This is a genomic window from Arthrobacter sp. SLBN-83 (genome assembly GCF_006715285.1).
In the GTDB taxonomy this organism is placed as follows: Bacteria; Actinomycetota; Actinomycetes; order Actinomycetales; family Micrococcaceae; genus Arthrobacter.
Genome location: NZ_VFMX01000001.1, coordinates 1552832 through 1568451 on the forward strand (window position 1 = coordinate 1552832; position 15620 = coordinate 1568451).

Here is a 15620-nt window from a genome sequence, read left to right on the forward strand (position 1 = left end):
AGGCAAAGGGGCAAAAGTCCCAGCTAGACCCGGCCCAGCGCCTCGATATCTTCCAGGAAGTCCGCCTGCACCTCGGGGCTCACCGTGGTGCGGGTGTCACCAATGGCGTCCAGGTAGTCCTGGGTGGAGGGACCCTTCCGGACCGCCTCACGGACGGAAACCTCGCCTCCGGAGGCCAGTCCGCCGTCGTCGTACACTGCTTTTTCCAGCGCCCGCTGGGAGGCGCTCCGGGCGGCATACTCGATGTCTGCCGGGGAGAAGCCTTCGGTCCGTTCCACGAGGAGTTCCACGTCCACCCCATCCACAACGGTGGCGGGAATGAACCGCTGCCACATCGCCTCCCGCGCCTGCCGGTCCGGCAGCCCGATGGGGATGACGTAGTCGAACCGGCCGTGCCGCAGGAAGGCCGAGTCCAGGGCTCGGATGAAGTTGGTGGCGCAGACCAGGAGCCTGCCCGGCTGCTCACGGAACGCGGGGATGATCTTCAGCAGTTCATTCGTGACGCCCTGCAGCGGGGACGGTGGATCGCCGGCGCGCTGGGACGCGATCTCCTCCACCTCGTCGATGAACACCACGGCGTGCTCCAGCTCCGCGATCTCCAGGAACGTCTCGCGCAGGGCACCGGCCAGGCCCTGCGGATCGCCGGCCAGGCGGGAGGGGAAAACTTCCACGAACGGCCATTCCAGCCGTGACGCGATGGCCTTGGCGAAGGTGGTCTTGCCGGTACCGGGCGGCCCAAAAAGGACGACGGCGCGCGGCGGCACCACGCCGAACTCATCGGCCAGGTCCGCCTCGGCGAGCGGCAGCACCAGGCGCCGTTCCAGCAGTTCCTTTTCCCTGCGCATGCCTGCCACGTTTTCCCACAGGTCCCGGGCCAGGACACGGCCGCCCAGCTGGCCCAGGGCGCCGAGTTCCTGCCGCTGGACCGGGATGGTGCGTTCGAAGTAGCGCAGGTTCTTCTTGAGCGCGAAGCCGCGGCCCAGGAAGGCCTCCACCCGGGTTTCGGATTCCGGCATCAGTGCCGAAAGCTTGTTCAGGCCGTGCGGGGCCATACGATTTTCGACGGCGGCCAGCAGCGACGTGCCGATGCCCCTGCCGCGGTATTCGGGCAGGGTGGCCAGGAAGACGATCCAGCCCTGGTCGTGCGCGGCACGTCCGACGGCGGTACCCACCACTTGCTCGCCCTGTACCGCCACCACCGCATGGTCCTTTTCGCAGGACGCGAGGACCTCGGACAGGGCGTAGACAGGTTCCACGTTGTGGGCCTTGAGCGTCTCCCAGAGGTGCAGGATCCCGTCCAGGTCCGCCGAATGGAAATCCCTAATGCGCCAGTTGGTCATGCGTTGCTCCTGTTTGGTTCGTCGTTGAGCCTGCTCAGCGTGCACTTCTGTGGTGAGCATATGCGAACCAGCGCCGGCGGAGGGTTGCGGCGGCGTTGCATGACGGCGGCTTAGATGCCCAGGGCGTCCATGGTGGTGCGCAGCGTGTCCGCGGAGTGACGCAAAGCCGCCAGCTCGCCGTCGTCCATGGGCGTTTCCAGGACGCGGTGCACGCCGCCGCGGCCCACCACGCTGGGGAGGGACAGTGCCACCCCGGAGATCCCGTGGAGCCCCGACAGTACGGTGGAAACCGGCAGGACGGCGTTGTCGTCACGCAGCAGGGCTTCCACAATCCGGGCACCGGACAGCCCGATGGCGTAATTCGTGGCCCCCTTGCCGGCGATCACCTTGTAGGCCGCCTGCACCACCTCTTTGGCGGTGGCGGCAAGGTATTCGGGGGTGAAGATCCGCTCGCCGCCGTCCGTCCAGTCGCGTATAGGGACGGGGCCAATGGTGGCGCCGGACCACAGCGGGAACTCGGTGTCGCCGTGCTCACCCACCATGCTGGCGTGGACGCTGGTGACGGAAACCCCCGCACGGCGGGCCAGCAGCCACCGCAGCCGGGACGTGTCCAGCACGGTGCCGGAGGAGAAGATCCGTTCCGACGGCAGCCCGGAGATGCGCTGGGCGGCCACCGTCAGCACGTCGCAGGGGTTGGTGACCAGGACGTAGACGGCGTCCGGCGCACGCTCAAGCAGCGGCGGCATCAGCTGCTCCAGGATCCGCACGTTGGTGCCGGCCAGGTCCAGGCGGCTTTGGCCGGGATTCTGCTTGGCACCCGCAGTGATGACCACGACGTCGGCGCCTTCCGTCACGGCGATATCCCCGCCTCCGGTGACGGTCCCGGAGGCTGCGGCGAATTGGCTGCCGTGCGCCAGGTCGAGGGCTTCGGCCTCTGCCTTGGGCGCGTTGACATCGAACAATGCGATGTTGCTGGCCGAGCCGCGGATAAGCGCGGCGTAGGCCAGCGACGTGCCGACGCTCCCGGCGCCCACTACTGCGAGTTTGGATCCTGCCATGGTGCCCTTCCCATCCGGAGTCGTTGAGAGTGTCCTACCCGAAGAGTAGCGTGGCCCACATCACTCGAAACCCCACGTAGGAGCCACCATGCCACATCTCGGACGCCGGCTCGCAGCTGTTACTGCCGCGCTGGCAATGAGCGTCACCACCGGGGCCATCAGCCCCGCGTCCGCCGATCCCCGGCAGACCGACAAGAATCCCACGGCCACCGGCTACGGTGGCGCCGTCAGCACGGTGGACCCGGACGCGTCAGCGGCGGCCATCGAAGTCCTGAGCAAGGGCGGAAACGCAGTGGACGCTGCCGTCGCCGCGGCCGCCACTCTTGGCGTCACGGAACCGTACAGCGCCGGGATCGGCGGTGGTGGCTACTTTGTCTATTACGACGCAAAGTCCGGGAAGGTCAGCACCATTGACGGGCGGGAAACGGCGCCGGCCGGGATCAAGCAGGATGCGTTCATCGATCCCAACACCGGCAAGCCCTACCCGTTCACCCCTGAGCTTGTCACCAGCGGTGTCTCGGTAGGCGTCCCCGGCACGCCGGCCACGTGGGAGCGGGCGCTGGAACGCTGGGGCACGCTCAGCCTGAAGGACGCCCTGAAGCCCGCCATCAAGGTTGCAGACCGCGGCTTCGTGGTGGATGAGACCTTCCGCAACCAGACGCAGGACAATCAAAAGCGGTTCGAGGCGTTCACCTCTACCAAGGACCTGTACCTGAAAGACGGCAAGCTGCCCGAGGTTGGCTCGATCTTCCAGAACCACGACCTCGCCGCCACCTACCGCATGCTGGCCAAGGACGGCATGAGTGCGTTCTACACGGGCCCGCTGGCGGAGGAGATCGCCAAGACGGTGCAGAGCCCGCCGAAGTCCCCGGACACCACCCTCCCCGTCCCGGTGGGTTCCATGACTGCGGAAGACCTGGCCAACTATGAAGCCCTGGACCAGGACCCCACCCACGTGAACTACCGCGGATATGACGTCTATGGCATGGCGCCGTCCAGCAGTGGAGGTACTACGGTTGGGGAGTCGCTCAACATCCTGGATGTCTTTGACCTGCCCGGCCTGAAGGCAGACCAGCCGGCCGTGCTGCACCACTACCTTGAGGCCAGCGCCCTGGCGTTCGCTGACCGGGGCAAGTATGTGGGCGACCCCGCCTTCGTGGACGTGCCCACCGAGGCGCTGACCGATCCCATCTTCGGCAAGGAACGGGCCTGCGAACTCGACCCCAACCATGCAGCAGCCAAGCCCGTCCAGCCCGGCGACGTGGCCAACTACGACGGCACCTGCCCGGCGGCACCGGCGGCGCTCGCCGATGAGAAGGACACGGAGAACATCTCCACCACCAACATGACCGTCTCGGACAAGTGGGGCAACGTGGTGGAATACACGCTGACCATCGAGCAGACCGGCGGCTCGGGCATGGTTGTCCCCGGCCGCGGATTCCTGCTCAACAATGAGCTCACGGACTTCTCCACGGTCTACAGCGCCACGGACCCCAACCGGATCGAGCCGGGTAAGCGGCCGCGTTCCTCCATGTCGCCCACCATCCTTTTGGAGGACGGCAAGCCGTTCCTGGCCCTGGGGTCTCCGGGTGGTTCCACCATCATCACCACGGTCCTGCAGACCATCGTCAACCGCATCGACCTGGGCATGAGCACCCCTGACGCCATTGCGGCGCCCCGTGCGTCCCAGCGGAACACGGCCAGCGTCACCGCTGAACCGGCCTTCATCGACAAGTATGGCGCGGCCCTGACATCCCGCTTCGGCCACAAGCTGACACCGTCGGGTGACTCGTTCACCTCCGCCTCTGAAATCGGGGCAGCCACCGCCATCGAGTTCCTTGGGGAAGGGCGCGTCCTGGCGGCCGCGGAGCCGGTCAGGCGCGGCGGCGGATCTGCCATGGTGGTCAAGCCGTCAAAGTGACAGGCAGCAGCCACCGTTAAACCCCGACGGCGGCACCTGGGTTCTGCGAATTCCAGAACCCAGGTGCCGCCGTCTGACGTTTTTGCGCGGTTACTTCTTGAAGGTGTCAGCCGGGGCGTTGGCGACCACCGGGGACATTCCGGTGAAGCCTTCGCGGGTTTCGGCGATTTCGCGGATGCGGTGCCGGCAGGCGTACCAGCCGATGACCATGAGGACGGAGGCAATCGCGGTCACGAGCATGGTAAACGGTGAGTCGATGAAGACCATGACCAGGACGCCCACCAGGAAGAGCAGGGAGAGGTAGCCGGTGTACGGGGCGCCGAACATCCGGAAGGAGGGGCGTTCCACCCAGCCCTTGTCGGCCCAGCGCTTGAGCTGGATCTGGCACAGCACGATGGTGGCCCAGGTCATGATGATGCCCACGGAGGCGATGTTCAGCACGATTTCGAAAGCTTCGGCGGGGACCAGGTAGTTCAGCGGAACACCCAGCAGGGAGACCACGGCGGTGATGGCGATGCCGCCGTAGGGGACGCCGGCCTTGTTCATGCGCGAGGCGAACTTGGGGGCCGAACCGTTGACGGACATCGAGCGCAGGATCCGGCCGGTGGAGTAGAGCCCGGCGTTCAGCGAGGACAGGGCGGCGGTGAGGACCACCAGGTTCATGATCACGTCCACGCCCTGGACGCCGATGGAGCCGAAGAACGTCACGAAGGGGCTGACGCCCTTCTGGTAGGAGGTGAAGGGCAGCAGCAGGGCCAGCAGGATCACGGAGCCGACGTAGAACACGGCGATGCGGAAGACCACGGAGTTGATGGCCTTGGGCATGATCTTTTCCGGGTTCTCGGTTTCACCGGCGGCGGTGCCCACCAGTTCGATGGAGGCGTAGGCGAACAGGACGCCCTGCATGAGGATGATCATGGGCAGCAGGCCGTTGGGGAAGATCCCGCCGTTATCGGACAGGAGGTTGATGCCCACCTGCTGGCCGTCCACGGGGGTGCCGAAGATGACGAAGTAGGTGCCGATGATGAGGAACGCGACCAGGGCGGCGACCTTGATCAGGGCGAACCAGAATTCCATTTCGCCGAAGACCTTCACGGAGACCAGGTTCAGGGCCAGGACCACGATGAGGGCGGTCAGTGCCCAGACCCACTGTGGGACGTCGGCCATCCAGGGGATGTAGTTGCCGAAGAAGTGCATGTAGAGCGCGGCGGCGGTGATGTCCACGATGGTGGTGGTGGCCCAGTTGATCCAGTAGAACCAGCCGGAAACGAACGCGGCCTTTTCGCCGAAGAATTCGCGGGCGTAGGAAACGAACGAACCCGAGGACGGACGGTGCAGGACCAGTTCGCCCAGGGCGCGCAGGATCAGGAACGCGAAGAACCCGCACACGGCGTAGGCGATGACCAGGGACGGGCCCGCGGCGTTCAGCCGGCCGCCGGCGCCCAGGAACAGGCCGGTACCGATGGCACCGCCGATCGCGATCATCTGGATCTGCCGCGGCTTCAGGTTCTTGTGGTAGCCCTTGTCCTCCGCGTGCAGGGAGGTCTCAGTGGCATGCGCATGGCCACCGTCAATCAGGTGGTCTGGAAGGGGTGTGTTTGTCATTGGGGATGTCCTTACAAGGGGATTACTTGCTGAGGTTGGCCAGGCGTTCGGGGCTGAGGAGTTCCTGGAGTTGGGCATCGGTGAGGAGGCCATGTTCCAGGACGAGTTCCGCTACACCCTTGCCGGTGGCAAGTGCTTCCTGCGCGATGGCGGTTGCGGTGGAGTAGCCGAGGTGGGGGTTCAAGGCGGTCACCAGGCCGATTGACTGCTCCACGGTGCGGCGCAGGTGATCGGTGTTGGCGGTGATTCCCCGGATGCAGCGGGCCGTAAGGGTGCGGCAGGCTGCCTCCAGATGGGAGATGCTCTTGTGGAGGCTGTGCACGATGATCGGTTCGAAGGCGTTGAGCTGCAGCTGCCCGGCTTCGGCGGCCATGGTGATGGTGACGTCGTTGCCGATCACCTCGTAGGCCACCTGGGAGACCACTTCCGGGATGACTGGGTTGATCTTGCCGGGCATGATGGAGGAGCCGGACTGCACGGCGGGCAGGTTGATTTCACCGAAGCCGGCGCGGGGGCCTGAGGAGAGCAGGCGGAGGTCGTTGCAGATCTTGGACAGCTTGACCGCCACGCGCTTGAGCACGCCGGACAGGTGCACAAAGGCGCCTACGTCCTGGGTGGCCTCGATGAGGTCGACGGCGGTCACCAGCGGGAGTCCGGTGATCTCCGCCAGGTGCCGGCAGGCTGCTGCGGCGTAGCCGGCCGGGGCGTTCAGGCCGGTGCCGATGGCGGTGGCGCCGAGGTTGATCTCGTGGATCAGCAGCTCGGCCTCCGCCAGGCGCAGCCGGTCTTCGCCGATGGTGACGGCGTAGCTGCCGAACTCCTGCCCCAGGGTCATGGGCACGGCGTCCTGCAGCTGGGTGCGGCCCATCTTCACCACGGTGCGGAACTCCATGGCCTTGGCGGCGCAGGCATCCTCGAGTTCTTCGAGTGCTGCCAGCAGTTCCCGGGCAGCGAAGATGGTGCCCAGCTTGACGGCGGTGGGGTACACGTCGTTGGTGGACTGGCTGAGGTTGACGTGGTCGTTCGGGTGCAGCCGCGCGTAGTCGCCCTTGGGGTGGCCCAGGATTTCCAGGGCCCGGTTGGCGATGACCTCATTGGCGTTCATGTTCGACGATGTCCCGGCCCCGCCCTGGACCACGTCAACTACGAACTGGTCGGCAAGCCTCCCGGCCAGGACGTCCAGGCACGCCTGCTCGATGGCGTCGGCGCGTTCGCCGTCCAGCAGGCCGAGCTCACGGTTGGTGCGGGCGGCGGCCAGCTTGACCGCGGCAAGCCCGCGGACCAGGTGCATGTTGGAGGACAGCTTCTGGCCGGTGATGGGGAAGTTTTCCACGGCGCGGAGCGTGTGCACACCCCAGTACGCGTTGGCTGGGACGTCCCGGTCGCCGAGCAGGTCGTGCTCCGACCTGCTCGGGGCGGAGGTGGCTTCCGCCGCGGTATCGGTGATGGTCATGGTTGTCCTCACAGGGCTTCGTTGTCGGGCGTGGACTGGTTGGTGTTCAGGAAAGAAGGGTTCAGGAAGTCGGTGGCCAGGAGCTGGCCCACAGGGTGGCCGCCGCCCAGCACGGGGGATGTGGCGAGGCCGGCGAGCGGCCCGGTATCCACTCCCAGCGACTCCAGCAGGCGGACGGTGGCGGGCATCCGGGCGCGGTCGCCGCCGTCGGAAATCTTTACGGCCACGGCGCCGCCGTCGGGCAGACCCACCAGCTGCACTCCCTCAAAGCCGTCCTTGGCCACGGTGCCGGGGACCAAGCGCATCAGCGCGGTGACGTCGCGGCCTTCTCCTGCCACCATCTCCGGGTGCTGCTGCATGGCGAGCCCGACGGCGGCTTCCGGGCTGCCGTCGTCGTTCTTTCCTTCCAAGGAGGCCGCGGCCGCCTGGGCAATCCGGCCGAAGGCGCGGGCCATGCCACCCAGAGTTAGGGCGAACAGCGGGGTGCCGCAGCCGTCGGTGCTTACACCGGCGGGCTCCTCACCGGTTAGGTCGATGACAGTTGCCGCCACGAGCTGCTGCAGCGGGTGGGACGGGTCAAGGTAGCCACGTACCGGCCAGCCGTTGATCTTGCAGGTGGCCACCATGGCGGCATGCTTCCCCGAGCAGTTTTGGGTGATCTGCGTGGCGCTGCCGCCGGTGCGGAGCCAGTCCTCCCGCTCCGCCGTGCCGTAGGGCAGGTCGGTGCTGTTTTCCAGGTCGGTGGGGGCGAGCCCGTGCAGTTCGAGGATGCGCAGGGCGCCGTCGCGGTGCGCCGCCGCGCCCGAATGGCTTGCAGCGGCCAGGGCCAGGAGGTCAGCCGGGAGTTCAAGTCCGGCGCGGATCATGGCCACCGCCTGGAGAGGCTTGAGCGCGGAGCGCGGGTAGAAGGGTGCCAAAGGATCGCCAGCAGTTGCCGCCACTGAACCATCAGCGCCAAGGGCAACGGCGGAGCCGTAATGGACGCTCTCCACCAGGCCGTCGCGGATGGCGGCGACCAGCGGGGTGTGCTGCGGCAGGGCCAGCTCGGCCGGGGCAGCAGTGTGGGCAGCAGAAAACACAGGGGATGGCATGGGGTCCTTGGAAGGGTTGGTTAGATCTGGCTAGTTATTGAGGATGGAGTCCAGGGCGACGCCCACGGCTTCCAGGTGGTGGGCCATGGCGGCGCGGGCCTTTTCCGCGGAGCCGGATTCGATGGCGGCAAGGATCTGCTGGTGCTCAATGTCGGAGGCGTGCTGGCGGTCCGCCACCATGTTCAGTGTCTCGGACTGGTGTGCCAGGGCGTCCCGGATGTCGGCCACGACGCTCGCGAACACTTTGTTGCCGCTGGCGCGGGCGATGGTGGCGTGGAAGCTGGAGTCCAGGGCCACCCAGGACTCGGGATCGGTTTCCACGGCCATGGCGGCGACAATACCGCGGAGGATTTCCAGTTCCTCCGCAGTGCGCCGTTCAGCCGCCAGTCCCGCGGCCGGGATTTCAATGTGCGGGCGCGCTTCTGTGAGGTCGCGTGCCGAGTACTGTCCCAGGGTGAGGTCGTTGGCCACCTTGCTGGCGACGACGAACGTGCCCTTGCCGGTCCTGGTAACCGTCAGCCCCAGGGCAGTGCAGGAGCGGAGGGCTTCCCGGATCACCGAGCGGCTGACTCCGTACTGCTGCGAAAGGGTGGCCTCCGAGCTTAGCTTGCTCCCCACCGGGATGGCGCCGGACTCGATATCCTCCCTGATGGTGTTGAACACCGCCTCGGCGGCGCTCAGCCGGGCAAGGGGGCGGACTACAGGCTGTCCTGCTGTCCGGCTGTCTGACAGGTTCACGCTATAAATATGGCACGGGTCACAAAGGGTGTCAAACTCTCTCTAGTCCTGCCGCTGGGCCGCCGCGCGCCGCCGTTGCTGCCGCCGTCGTGAGCGAAGGTGCCAGGCGATGAGCGCCACCACGGCAACTGCTGCGATGACGACGGCGAGGTCCCGGCCCACTGCCTGGGCTACGGCCTCGTAGGAATTGCCGGCGAGGAAGCCCAGCAACACGAAGCCGATGCCCCAAACAATGCCGCCCGCAGCGTTGTAGGCAAGGAACCGGCCGTAGGGCATCCGGGACGTTCCGGCCAGGGCAGGCATGACGGCGCGCAGGAAGGCGGTGAAGCGGCCCAGAAAAACGGCGGATCCGCCCTTGCGCCGGAGGAATTCCTGCGCATTCTCCACCTTGCGCGAGTATCGTGCCAGCACTTTTGTTTTCACGAGCCGGGTCCCCAGGTGCTTGCCTACCTCGTAGCCCACGCTGTCGCCAATGATGGCGGCTAACACCACCAGGGCCATCATGGTTCCCAGTTGCACCTCACCGCGGCTGGCCACTACGCCGCCGAGGACGGCCGCCGTCTCACCTGGAATTATGAAACCGACGAAAATGGCGTCTTCGGCGAAGACCAGGCAGAAGACGGCTATGTACGCCACGATCGGGCTGACGTTCAGGAGTCCGTCGATAAAGCCCGTCATGGAACCAACTTTAAGCCCGCGGAGCGGAGACGTGCCCGGGCGTCGCCGGGAAATCAGCGCCTGGCGACGCTGCCTCGGGTGAACGGGTTGTGGAAGACTTCAACGTTGAGCCTGGTTCTTTCGCCGGTGGTACCCACGAGTATGCGCAGGTGCTCCTGAAAACTTCCTGTCAGCCCATTGCTTACAGACCGCTGCCGGCAGTGGTGCCACGACCCTCAGCACGGCCGCCAGGTCTTGCCGCCGGGAGCGTAGCAGCGCGGGCCCGTGTACTTGGTCGTGGCGACAGGCGGAACGTACGGTTGCGGGGCCGGCGCAACGTAAGGCGCCGGGTTTGGTGCCGGTGCAGGCAGATTAAGTAAACGTTCGGCCTCAGCTGCCGCTTTCCGGGCTGCTTCATCGGCTGCAGCTTTCGCAGCTGCCTCAGCCGCAGCAGCCTCGTCTGCTGCCTTCTTTTCCGCGGCAGCGCGCTCCTCTGCCGCTTTCCGTTCGGCCACGGCCCTGGCCTCAGCCGTTTTGCGCTCTTCCTCGGCTCTTCTTTCCGTTGCTTCCAAGGTCGCTTTTAGCGTTGTCGTGTCTTCTGCCTTCTTCTCCGCGGCAGTGATCTTCTTGTCCAGGTTGGACACTTGTTTCGCGAGCACGGCAGTGGAAAGTCCGGCCCACAATAGGGCCCGCTCAGTGGCTTTGTCCCCATTAAGGACCTTTCGGAGTGCCTTGGCCGCTGCCACTTTGCTCGCGAGGACGCCTGCAGCCGTACCTGCCGCGGCAGAGGTGGTTGCCGGTGATGCCTCGGTGGCCGTCTCGAGGCCCTTCGTTGTCTCAGCCAACTGCGCAGGAAGTGTGCAGCCGATGCTCTCAGAGAAGAGCCCGCTCTTGGCAGCCCTGGCCTCTTCGTAGGCTGCCTGCACGGGCGGCAGGAACTTCCTGTTGCCGCCGTATTCGACTGGAATTCCCAGTCCCTGCTGCGCGATTTTGGCGTTGACCAGAGACCCGTCGGCTGTGAAGACTCCGGCGAGAGTCCTGCCGTACTTGTCGTGGCGCTCGGCGTCGAACTCGAGCCTGACCTGGGTTCCCTTCGGCAGCAGGCCCTCAAGGTACTTTGAGGCCTCCGGCCCGAGGCACTCGACCGGTTGGTTCGGGTCCTTGGTCTCAGGAGTGTCGATATTTAACAGTCGGATCGTGTGGTCGCCGTTGTTGATGGAAACTACCAGGGTGTCCCCGTCGACGACTCGGACAACGGTGCCGGTACCAGCGTTGGCAGCTGCACCTGCAGCAAATGATCCTGCGACCAAGCCAGTGGCTGCCAGTGAAGCGATTATGAGTTTCTTCATGCCAAGTTCCCCCAATTGCAGCAGGAAACGAGGCCGATCGAGCGCTCTACCTCGGAGAATCCTGAGTGTTTACTCCACTAATGCTGGAGATGGAGAAGCAAGGATTCATCAAGGGTGGATCAAGGTGTGCGCAGTTTTCCGTGCACCCGGGGAAGCGCGCCCTAGAGGTGCTGGATGCCGGCCCGCTGCATGGCATCCCGGTAGGTCTCCACGTTCTTGGCCAGGAGCTCTTCCTGCTTTGCCTCTGAAACAGCAAAGGCCCTGCCGCCAAGGGCGGTGGCCTTATAGATTTTGATTCCGTTGTTCTTCAGCGAGGAGTGGTAGGTCTTCTCGAACAGGGTCAGGAACGTGGACGCATCCGTACCGTGCGCGATGATGGCCGAGACACGCGAATTGATCTTGAGGAACTGCCGGAACGGGCGGAGCCCATCGGTCTTCTCCTGGACGCTCAGGGCCGAGGGACTGCCGCTCTCGCGGACCCAGGGGTAAGCGTTCCAAGGCATGACGTAGCGGGGGTCCAGTTCAGCGAGCTCGTAAATCTGGGTTGCCCGGCGGGCCGCTTCGTCGTCGTTGTTGTGGGAAACAAATCCGGACTCGGTCCCCTTGCCGGGACTGGCCTGGAGGCTAATGATCCTGCACTCATCTTCGTCGTGTACGGGGTCGATGTAGGGGACCGTGGAACCGGGCTTCTTTTCCATCAATTCGTCGCAAAGCTGGGTTACCTTCGCGATATTCGGTTCCTGTAACAGGGCCTTTTTTTCGTCCCAATCAATCGTCACGATTTCTCCCTTAGCAGCAAGGCGTCCAGAATCAGGCGTCCTATGTCACTCTACGCTTTCACCGGGAGTGGTGCGCACACCGAATTTTTTGAGCAGGCCAACCTAGTGCGGGCCGCGCAGGTGCTGCCTGTGCAGCTCGCTCAACTGTTCGTCTGTCAGCTCATCAAAGACTCCAGCTTCCCGCTTATCGCTCCGTGAGAAGCGGATGAACATGAGGATGATCAGTGGGAGGTCCACAACTTCGCAGATGAACCAGAGCAGGTTTCCCGCAAACTGCTGGTCCTGGAACGCATCCCTGAACCACCACTGGGGGTTGGGCACTGACATTGCGTGGTCGAGCACCTGGCCGTTCAGGCTGAGCAGGATTCCGGGGATCGCGTCGATCAGCAGTTCGATGAAGACGAACATGAATTCCAGGGTCAGGTACGCGCTGGACCGCTGGAAGTCCGACTCCTCGATGATGGGGAGGGCCATCAGCATGCCAAGCAGCGGAACACCGAGGGTGAGGAGTGCGCCGGCCACGGGATTTGTCCGGAGTGTGTAAAACATGGGAGTCAGGAACGTGGAAAAGAGCACCAGGCCCAGCAGCGGCGCACCGAATGAGTTGCTGACGAACCGGACAGGCCGGCTGGCCAGGACAGTGTTTAGGGTGCCTATTCCCCTGGCCGGCAAGGCCGCCCGGGCAAGGGTGAGGGGCTTTCCCAGCCCGATAAGCAGCGGAACGACAAAGAGCAGCATGGATATCTTGATGGTGAATGCCCACCGCTGCTCCGCGCCGTAGACGCCAGTGAACCCACAGGTCAGGACGACGAACGAGCCCAGGCCCAGGACGTAGAACGCAACCGCCCGCCAGACAGGCCAGCCTTGGCCTCGGCCGGCGGCTGACCGCATTCCCCACCCGTACAGGACGCCGGCCACAACGACGAAGGCAGTTGCAGCCCAGTCGAGTTGCCAGGAGGACATCAGGATCTCAAGGGGTGGCACGCGCCAAGAATAGGTGGCGTTCCTGAGAATGGTCTGACTGCTTGGTTGTGCACCGGGGCTCCGCGAACCGGAGCTCCGGGGAGTGGTGGGGCGGTGGAGTGGTAGGTGTGGCCGGTTGGGGTGGTGGTTGTGACGGTGTGGCGTGGGCCGGGGACGGGTTTTGCCGTCCAGCCGCGGGTTTCTTTGGTGTGGTTGCAGGCTTCGCAGAGGCCTTGGCCGTTGACGGCGGTGGTGGGTCCGCCGTTGTGCCAGGCGGTGATGTGGTCGTGGTGCCTGATCGGGGCGTCGCAGTACGGGGTCCGGCAGGTATCGTCCCGGATCTGGAGGAAGCGTTTCAGGCCGGCCGGGAAGATCCGTGCTTTGGAGTCCATCGCCACCAACTCATTTGTGCCGGGTGCGGTGTAGAGCCGCCGGACCCAGAGGTTGAGCTCCTGCGTCTCCAGCCCTGTGTGTTCTTCCGGGTCCGCCGCGCTGACCCTTGCGTCACTGACGGTTTCGTCGGGACCTGCATGACCGGGTCCCGCATCCGAGGCTGTGGCGGGTGTTCGTGTGGTTGGTGGGTTGGTGAGGGTGAGTTCCCTGGCCCAGGCTGCGGGGATGGTGCCGTAACCGGGCAGCCGGGCGGGTTCGGCGTCGGCTTGGAGGAGGGTGCGGTCGGTCATGACGAGCTGGATCTCCACCCCGTTGATCCCGCCCGGGGTGCCGGTGACGCGCTCGACGAGGGTGTCGGCCATGACCTGCCCCCGCGACCTGTCATCCCCGGCCAACCGGGCAGTGTCGTCGGCGTCTTTGGCCAGGGCGGCGTACGCGGCGACACCCTGGGCGACCGGGAGCAGCGCGGTCAGGTAGGCCATGGTGTCCGGGGCCGGGCGCAGGCTCACGCACCGCTCACCCACGGCCCGGGCAGCCCGCTTCGCAACCGAGGCGGGATCCCGCCGGTACGCCGCCGCACGGACCGCGGCGATTACGGCTTTGTCTCCCATGCCGTCCAGGGCGCCGGTATCGGCGGCGAGTTCCTCATCCACCCCGGCCCGGTCCTCCGGGGAGAGGCAGATGGTTTCCTTCACCACCAGCGTGACCCGCCACTCGTTCAGCAAGCCGGACCGGAACGCGGCGAACGTATGGGGCATCCCGGGAAGGGTCTTGGCCAGGCCCAGCAACCGGGAACCCTTAGCCGGGGACTCCCGCCGCGCGAGCGCGATCTGCGCAGCCACCCCGGCACCCTGCTCATTAGCAGGGACACCGGCCGCGGCCTGCTCCCGCCGCTGCTGAAGATCAAAAGCAACAGCGGTATCGGCCTGGCGTGCACCGGCCAGGCACTTCAGGTCCTCAAGGCCGCGGATCTGCTCGTTCATCCCCGCCCCATCTGCAGGGACCGGGACGCGGGCAAGCAGGCTCAAGACGTCACCAATGGAAGGCGCAACCGGCGAGATGGAAGGGGCAGCCGGTGCGAACTGACGCTGACCGGCATTAGTAGCGGACGGGATGGCAGGCAATGACGGAAAGGCCTCCGGCGTTTCAGCAACGCTTGCCACAGCACCCGTGGGCTGCGGCAAATCAGCAGCAAAAAACCCCCGAGGCTGTGCCTCCAGAACTCCCGCTGCCCCCAAAACTGCCTCCATAACCAAAGTCTTCCAGCAGGGTGTGACATCAACAGACACCCAAGATCCCTATGTGGAAAACGCAAACGCAGCGGTGGTCCCTGGCCTGCTGTTCAATGGACTATGCAGTTCACCAGGAAGGGCCTGAAGGCCGAAGGTTTCGCTGGCTTCCGGCCGGTCCAGGACCTCGAGACCATGAGGATCCCACAAGGAACAGGCCTCTTCGCCGTGATTGCTCCGGACGGCTTCACGCCCCGCTTCCTCTCGAAAAGCACCGCGGGCGTCTTCAAGAAGAAGGACCCGTCCCTCCCCGCGGCCGCGTTAGCCGCCGAGTGGGTGGATGGCGCCGTTGTGCTCTACATGGGGAAGGCCGGACCCGGAAGCAAGGGGAACCGCGGGCTTCGGCGCCAGATCCAGGAATTCGCTGACTTTGGGCAGGGGAAGCCGCCCGGCCACTGGGACGGGCGGCTTATCTGGCAACTCGCCGACTCCGGATCACTGGCAATTGCGTGGAAGGAACTTCCGGCGGACCAGCTAAACCGCGCAGAAGCTGGTTACCACGCTGCTTTTGTGGAGGAATTTGGCCGCTTACCGTTCGCCAACCTTGTGCAGGCACGAACCAAAGCGGGCGCTTGACGGCGGCAACGCGCCTGTCACGCAGGTCCCCGCAGCCGCTCCATTTCGCGGCGGTCCTTCTTGGTGGGCCGCCCAGCGCCGCGGTCGCGCTGGGGAAGCCCAAGTGCCGGCAGAACGGGCCGCGGGGGAGTGTGGTCGGTAAAACAGTGCGACGCGGCCTCGGCTCCCACGCGTTTGGCGATGAGCCGCCGCACTTCGAGGATGCGTTCGTAGCCAGGCATGCGGACGGTGACGGTATCGCCGGTCACCAACGTCGCCGACGCCTTGGATGGGCTGCCGTTCAGGCGGACATGCCCCGCGCGGCAGGCTGCGGTGGCGGCAGAACGCGTCTTATAAGCGCGCACGGCCCACAGCCAGGCATCGATCCGGACACTGGCGGGGGAGGAAGGAAGGCTGGTCATGATTGGC

General features: G+C 65.5%; 14 protein-coding genes. 2 read left to right on the top strand and 12 right to left on the bottom strand.

Going from position 1 to position 15620, the window contains the following annotated elements:
- Nucleotides 1-23: 23 nt before the first annotated feature.
- The gene (locus FBY30_RS07140; RefSeq protein WP_142132241.1) at nucleotides 24-1340 is read right to left on the bottom strand and encodes an ATP-binding protein; all 1317 of its coding nucleotides are present in this window, start codon (nucleotides 1338-1340) and stop codon (nucleotides 24-26) included.
- A gap of 110 nt (nucleotides 1341-1450) precedes the next feature.
- Nucleotides 1451-2398 carry an L-lactate dehydrogenase gene (locus tag FBY30_RS07145; RefSeq protein WP_142132242.1) on the bottom strand — a complete coding sequence of 316 codons (948 nt, stop codon included), beginning with the start codon at nucleotides 2396-2398 and terminating at the stop codon, nucleotides 1451-1453.
- Nucleotides 2399-2486: 88 nt separating this feature from the next.
- Between FBY30_RS07145 and ggt the strand changes: the two genes are divergently transcribed.
- The gene (gene ggt, locus FBY30_RS07150) at nucleotides 2487-4319 is read left to right on the top strand and encodes a gamma-glutamyltransferase (RefSeq protein WP_142132243.1); all 1833 of its coding nucleotides are present in this window, start codon (nucleotides 2487-2489) and stop codon (nucleotides 4317-4319) included.
- Nucleotides 4320-4409: 90 nt separating this feature from the next.
- Here ggt and FBY30_RS07155 read toward each other — a convergent pair whose 3' ends face one another.
- The 9 genes from FBY30_RS07155 to FBY30_RS07195 form a co-directional block, all read right to left on the bottom strand.
- Nucleotides 4410-5924, bottom strand: coding sequence for an amino acid permease (locus FBY30_RS07155; protein WP_142132244.1), 1515 nt, complete (start codon nucleotides 5922-5924; stop codon nucleotides 4410-4412).
- 22 nt (nucleotides 5925-5946) lie between these two features.
- Nucleotides 5947-7377: an aspartate ammonia-lyase gene (locus FBY30_RS07160; protein ID WP_142132245.1), complete on the bottom strand. Its 1431-nt coding sequence runs from the start codon at nucleotides 7375-7377 to the stop codon at nucleotides 5947-5949.
- A gap of 8 nt (nucleotides 7378-7385) precedes the next feature.
- Complete coding sequence (locus FBY30_RS07165; RefSeq protein ID WP_142132246.1) at nucleotides 7386-8468, bottom strand: asparaginase; 1083 nt, start codon at nucleotides 8466-8468, stop codon at nucleotides 7386-7388.
- A 30-nt stretch (nucleotides 8469-8498) separates the two neighbouring features.
- Nucleotides 8499-9206 (bottom strand): FadR/GntR family transcriptional regulator, encoded by a 708-nt coding sequence (locus FBY30_RS07170; protein WP_142132247.1) that lies wholly within the window; start codon nucleotides 9204-9206, stop codon nucleotides 8499-8501.
- Nucleotides 9207-9248: 42 nt separating this feature from the next.
- Nucleotides 9249-9884: a DedA family protein gene (locus FBY30_RS07175; protein ID WP_142132248.1), complete on the bottom strand. Its 636-nt coding sequence runs from the start codon at nucleotides 9882-9884 to the stop codon at nucleotides 9249-9251.
- A 215-nt stretch (nucleotides 9885-10099) separates the two neighbouring features.
- Entirely contained in the window at nucleotides 10100-11212 is a 1113-nt protein-coding gene (locus tag FBY30_RS07180) for a thermonuclease family protein (RefSeq protein ID WP_142132249.1), read from the bottom strand.
- A gap of 161 nt (nucleotides 11213-11373) precedes the next feature.
- Entirely contained in the window at nucleotides 11374-11991 is a 618-nt protein-coding gene (locus FBY30_RS07185; RefSeq protein WP_142132250.1) for a uracil-DNA glycosylase, read from the bottom strand.
- A gap of 102 nt (nucleotides 11992-12093) precedes the next feature.
- Nucleotides 12094-12975, bottom strand: coding sequence for a cytochrome c oxidase assembly protein (locus FBY30_RS07190; protein WP_142132251.1), 882 nt, complete (start codon nucleotides 12973-12975; stop codon nucleotides 12094-12096).
- Nucleotides 12954-14330, bottom strand: coding sequence for an HNH endonuclease (locus FBY30_RS07195; protein ID WP_142132252.1), 1377 nt, complete (start codon nucleotides 14328-14330; stop codon nucleotides 12954-12956). Before FBY30_RS07195 ends, FBY30_RS07190 begins: the two co-directional genes overlap by 22 nt.
- 369 nt (nucleotides 14331-14699) lie before the next feature.
- On the opposite strand from FBY30_RS07195, the gene FBY30_RS07200 reads away from it, so the two are divergent.
- Entirely contained in the window at nucleotides 14700-15212 is a 513-nt protein-coding gene (locus FBY30_RS07200; protein ID WP_142132253.1) for a hypothetical protein, read from the top strand.
- Between the two features lie 17 nt (nucleotides 15213-15229).
- Here FBY30_RS07200 and FBY30_RS07205 read toward each other — a convergent pair whose 3' ends face one another.
- Nucleotides 15230-15613 (bottom strand): RNA-binding S4 domain-containing protein, encoded by a 384-nt coding sequence (locus tag FBY30_RS07205; protein ID WP_142132254.1) that lies wholly within the window; start codon nucleotides 15611-15613, stop codon nucleotides 15230-15232.
- Nucleotides 15614-15620 lie beyond the last annotated feature (7 nt).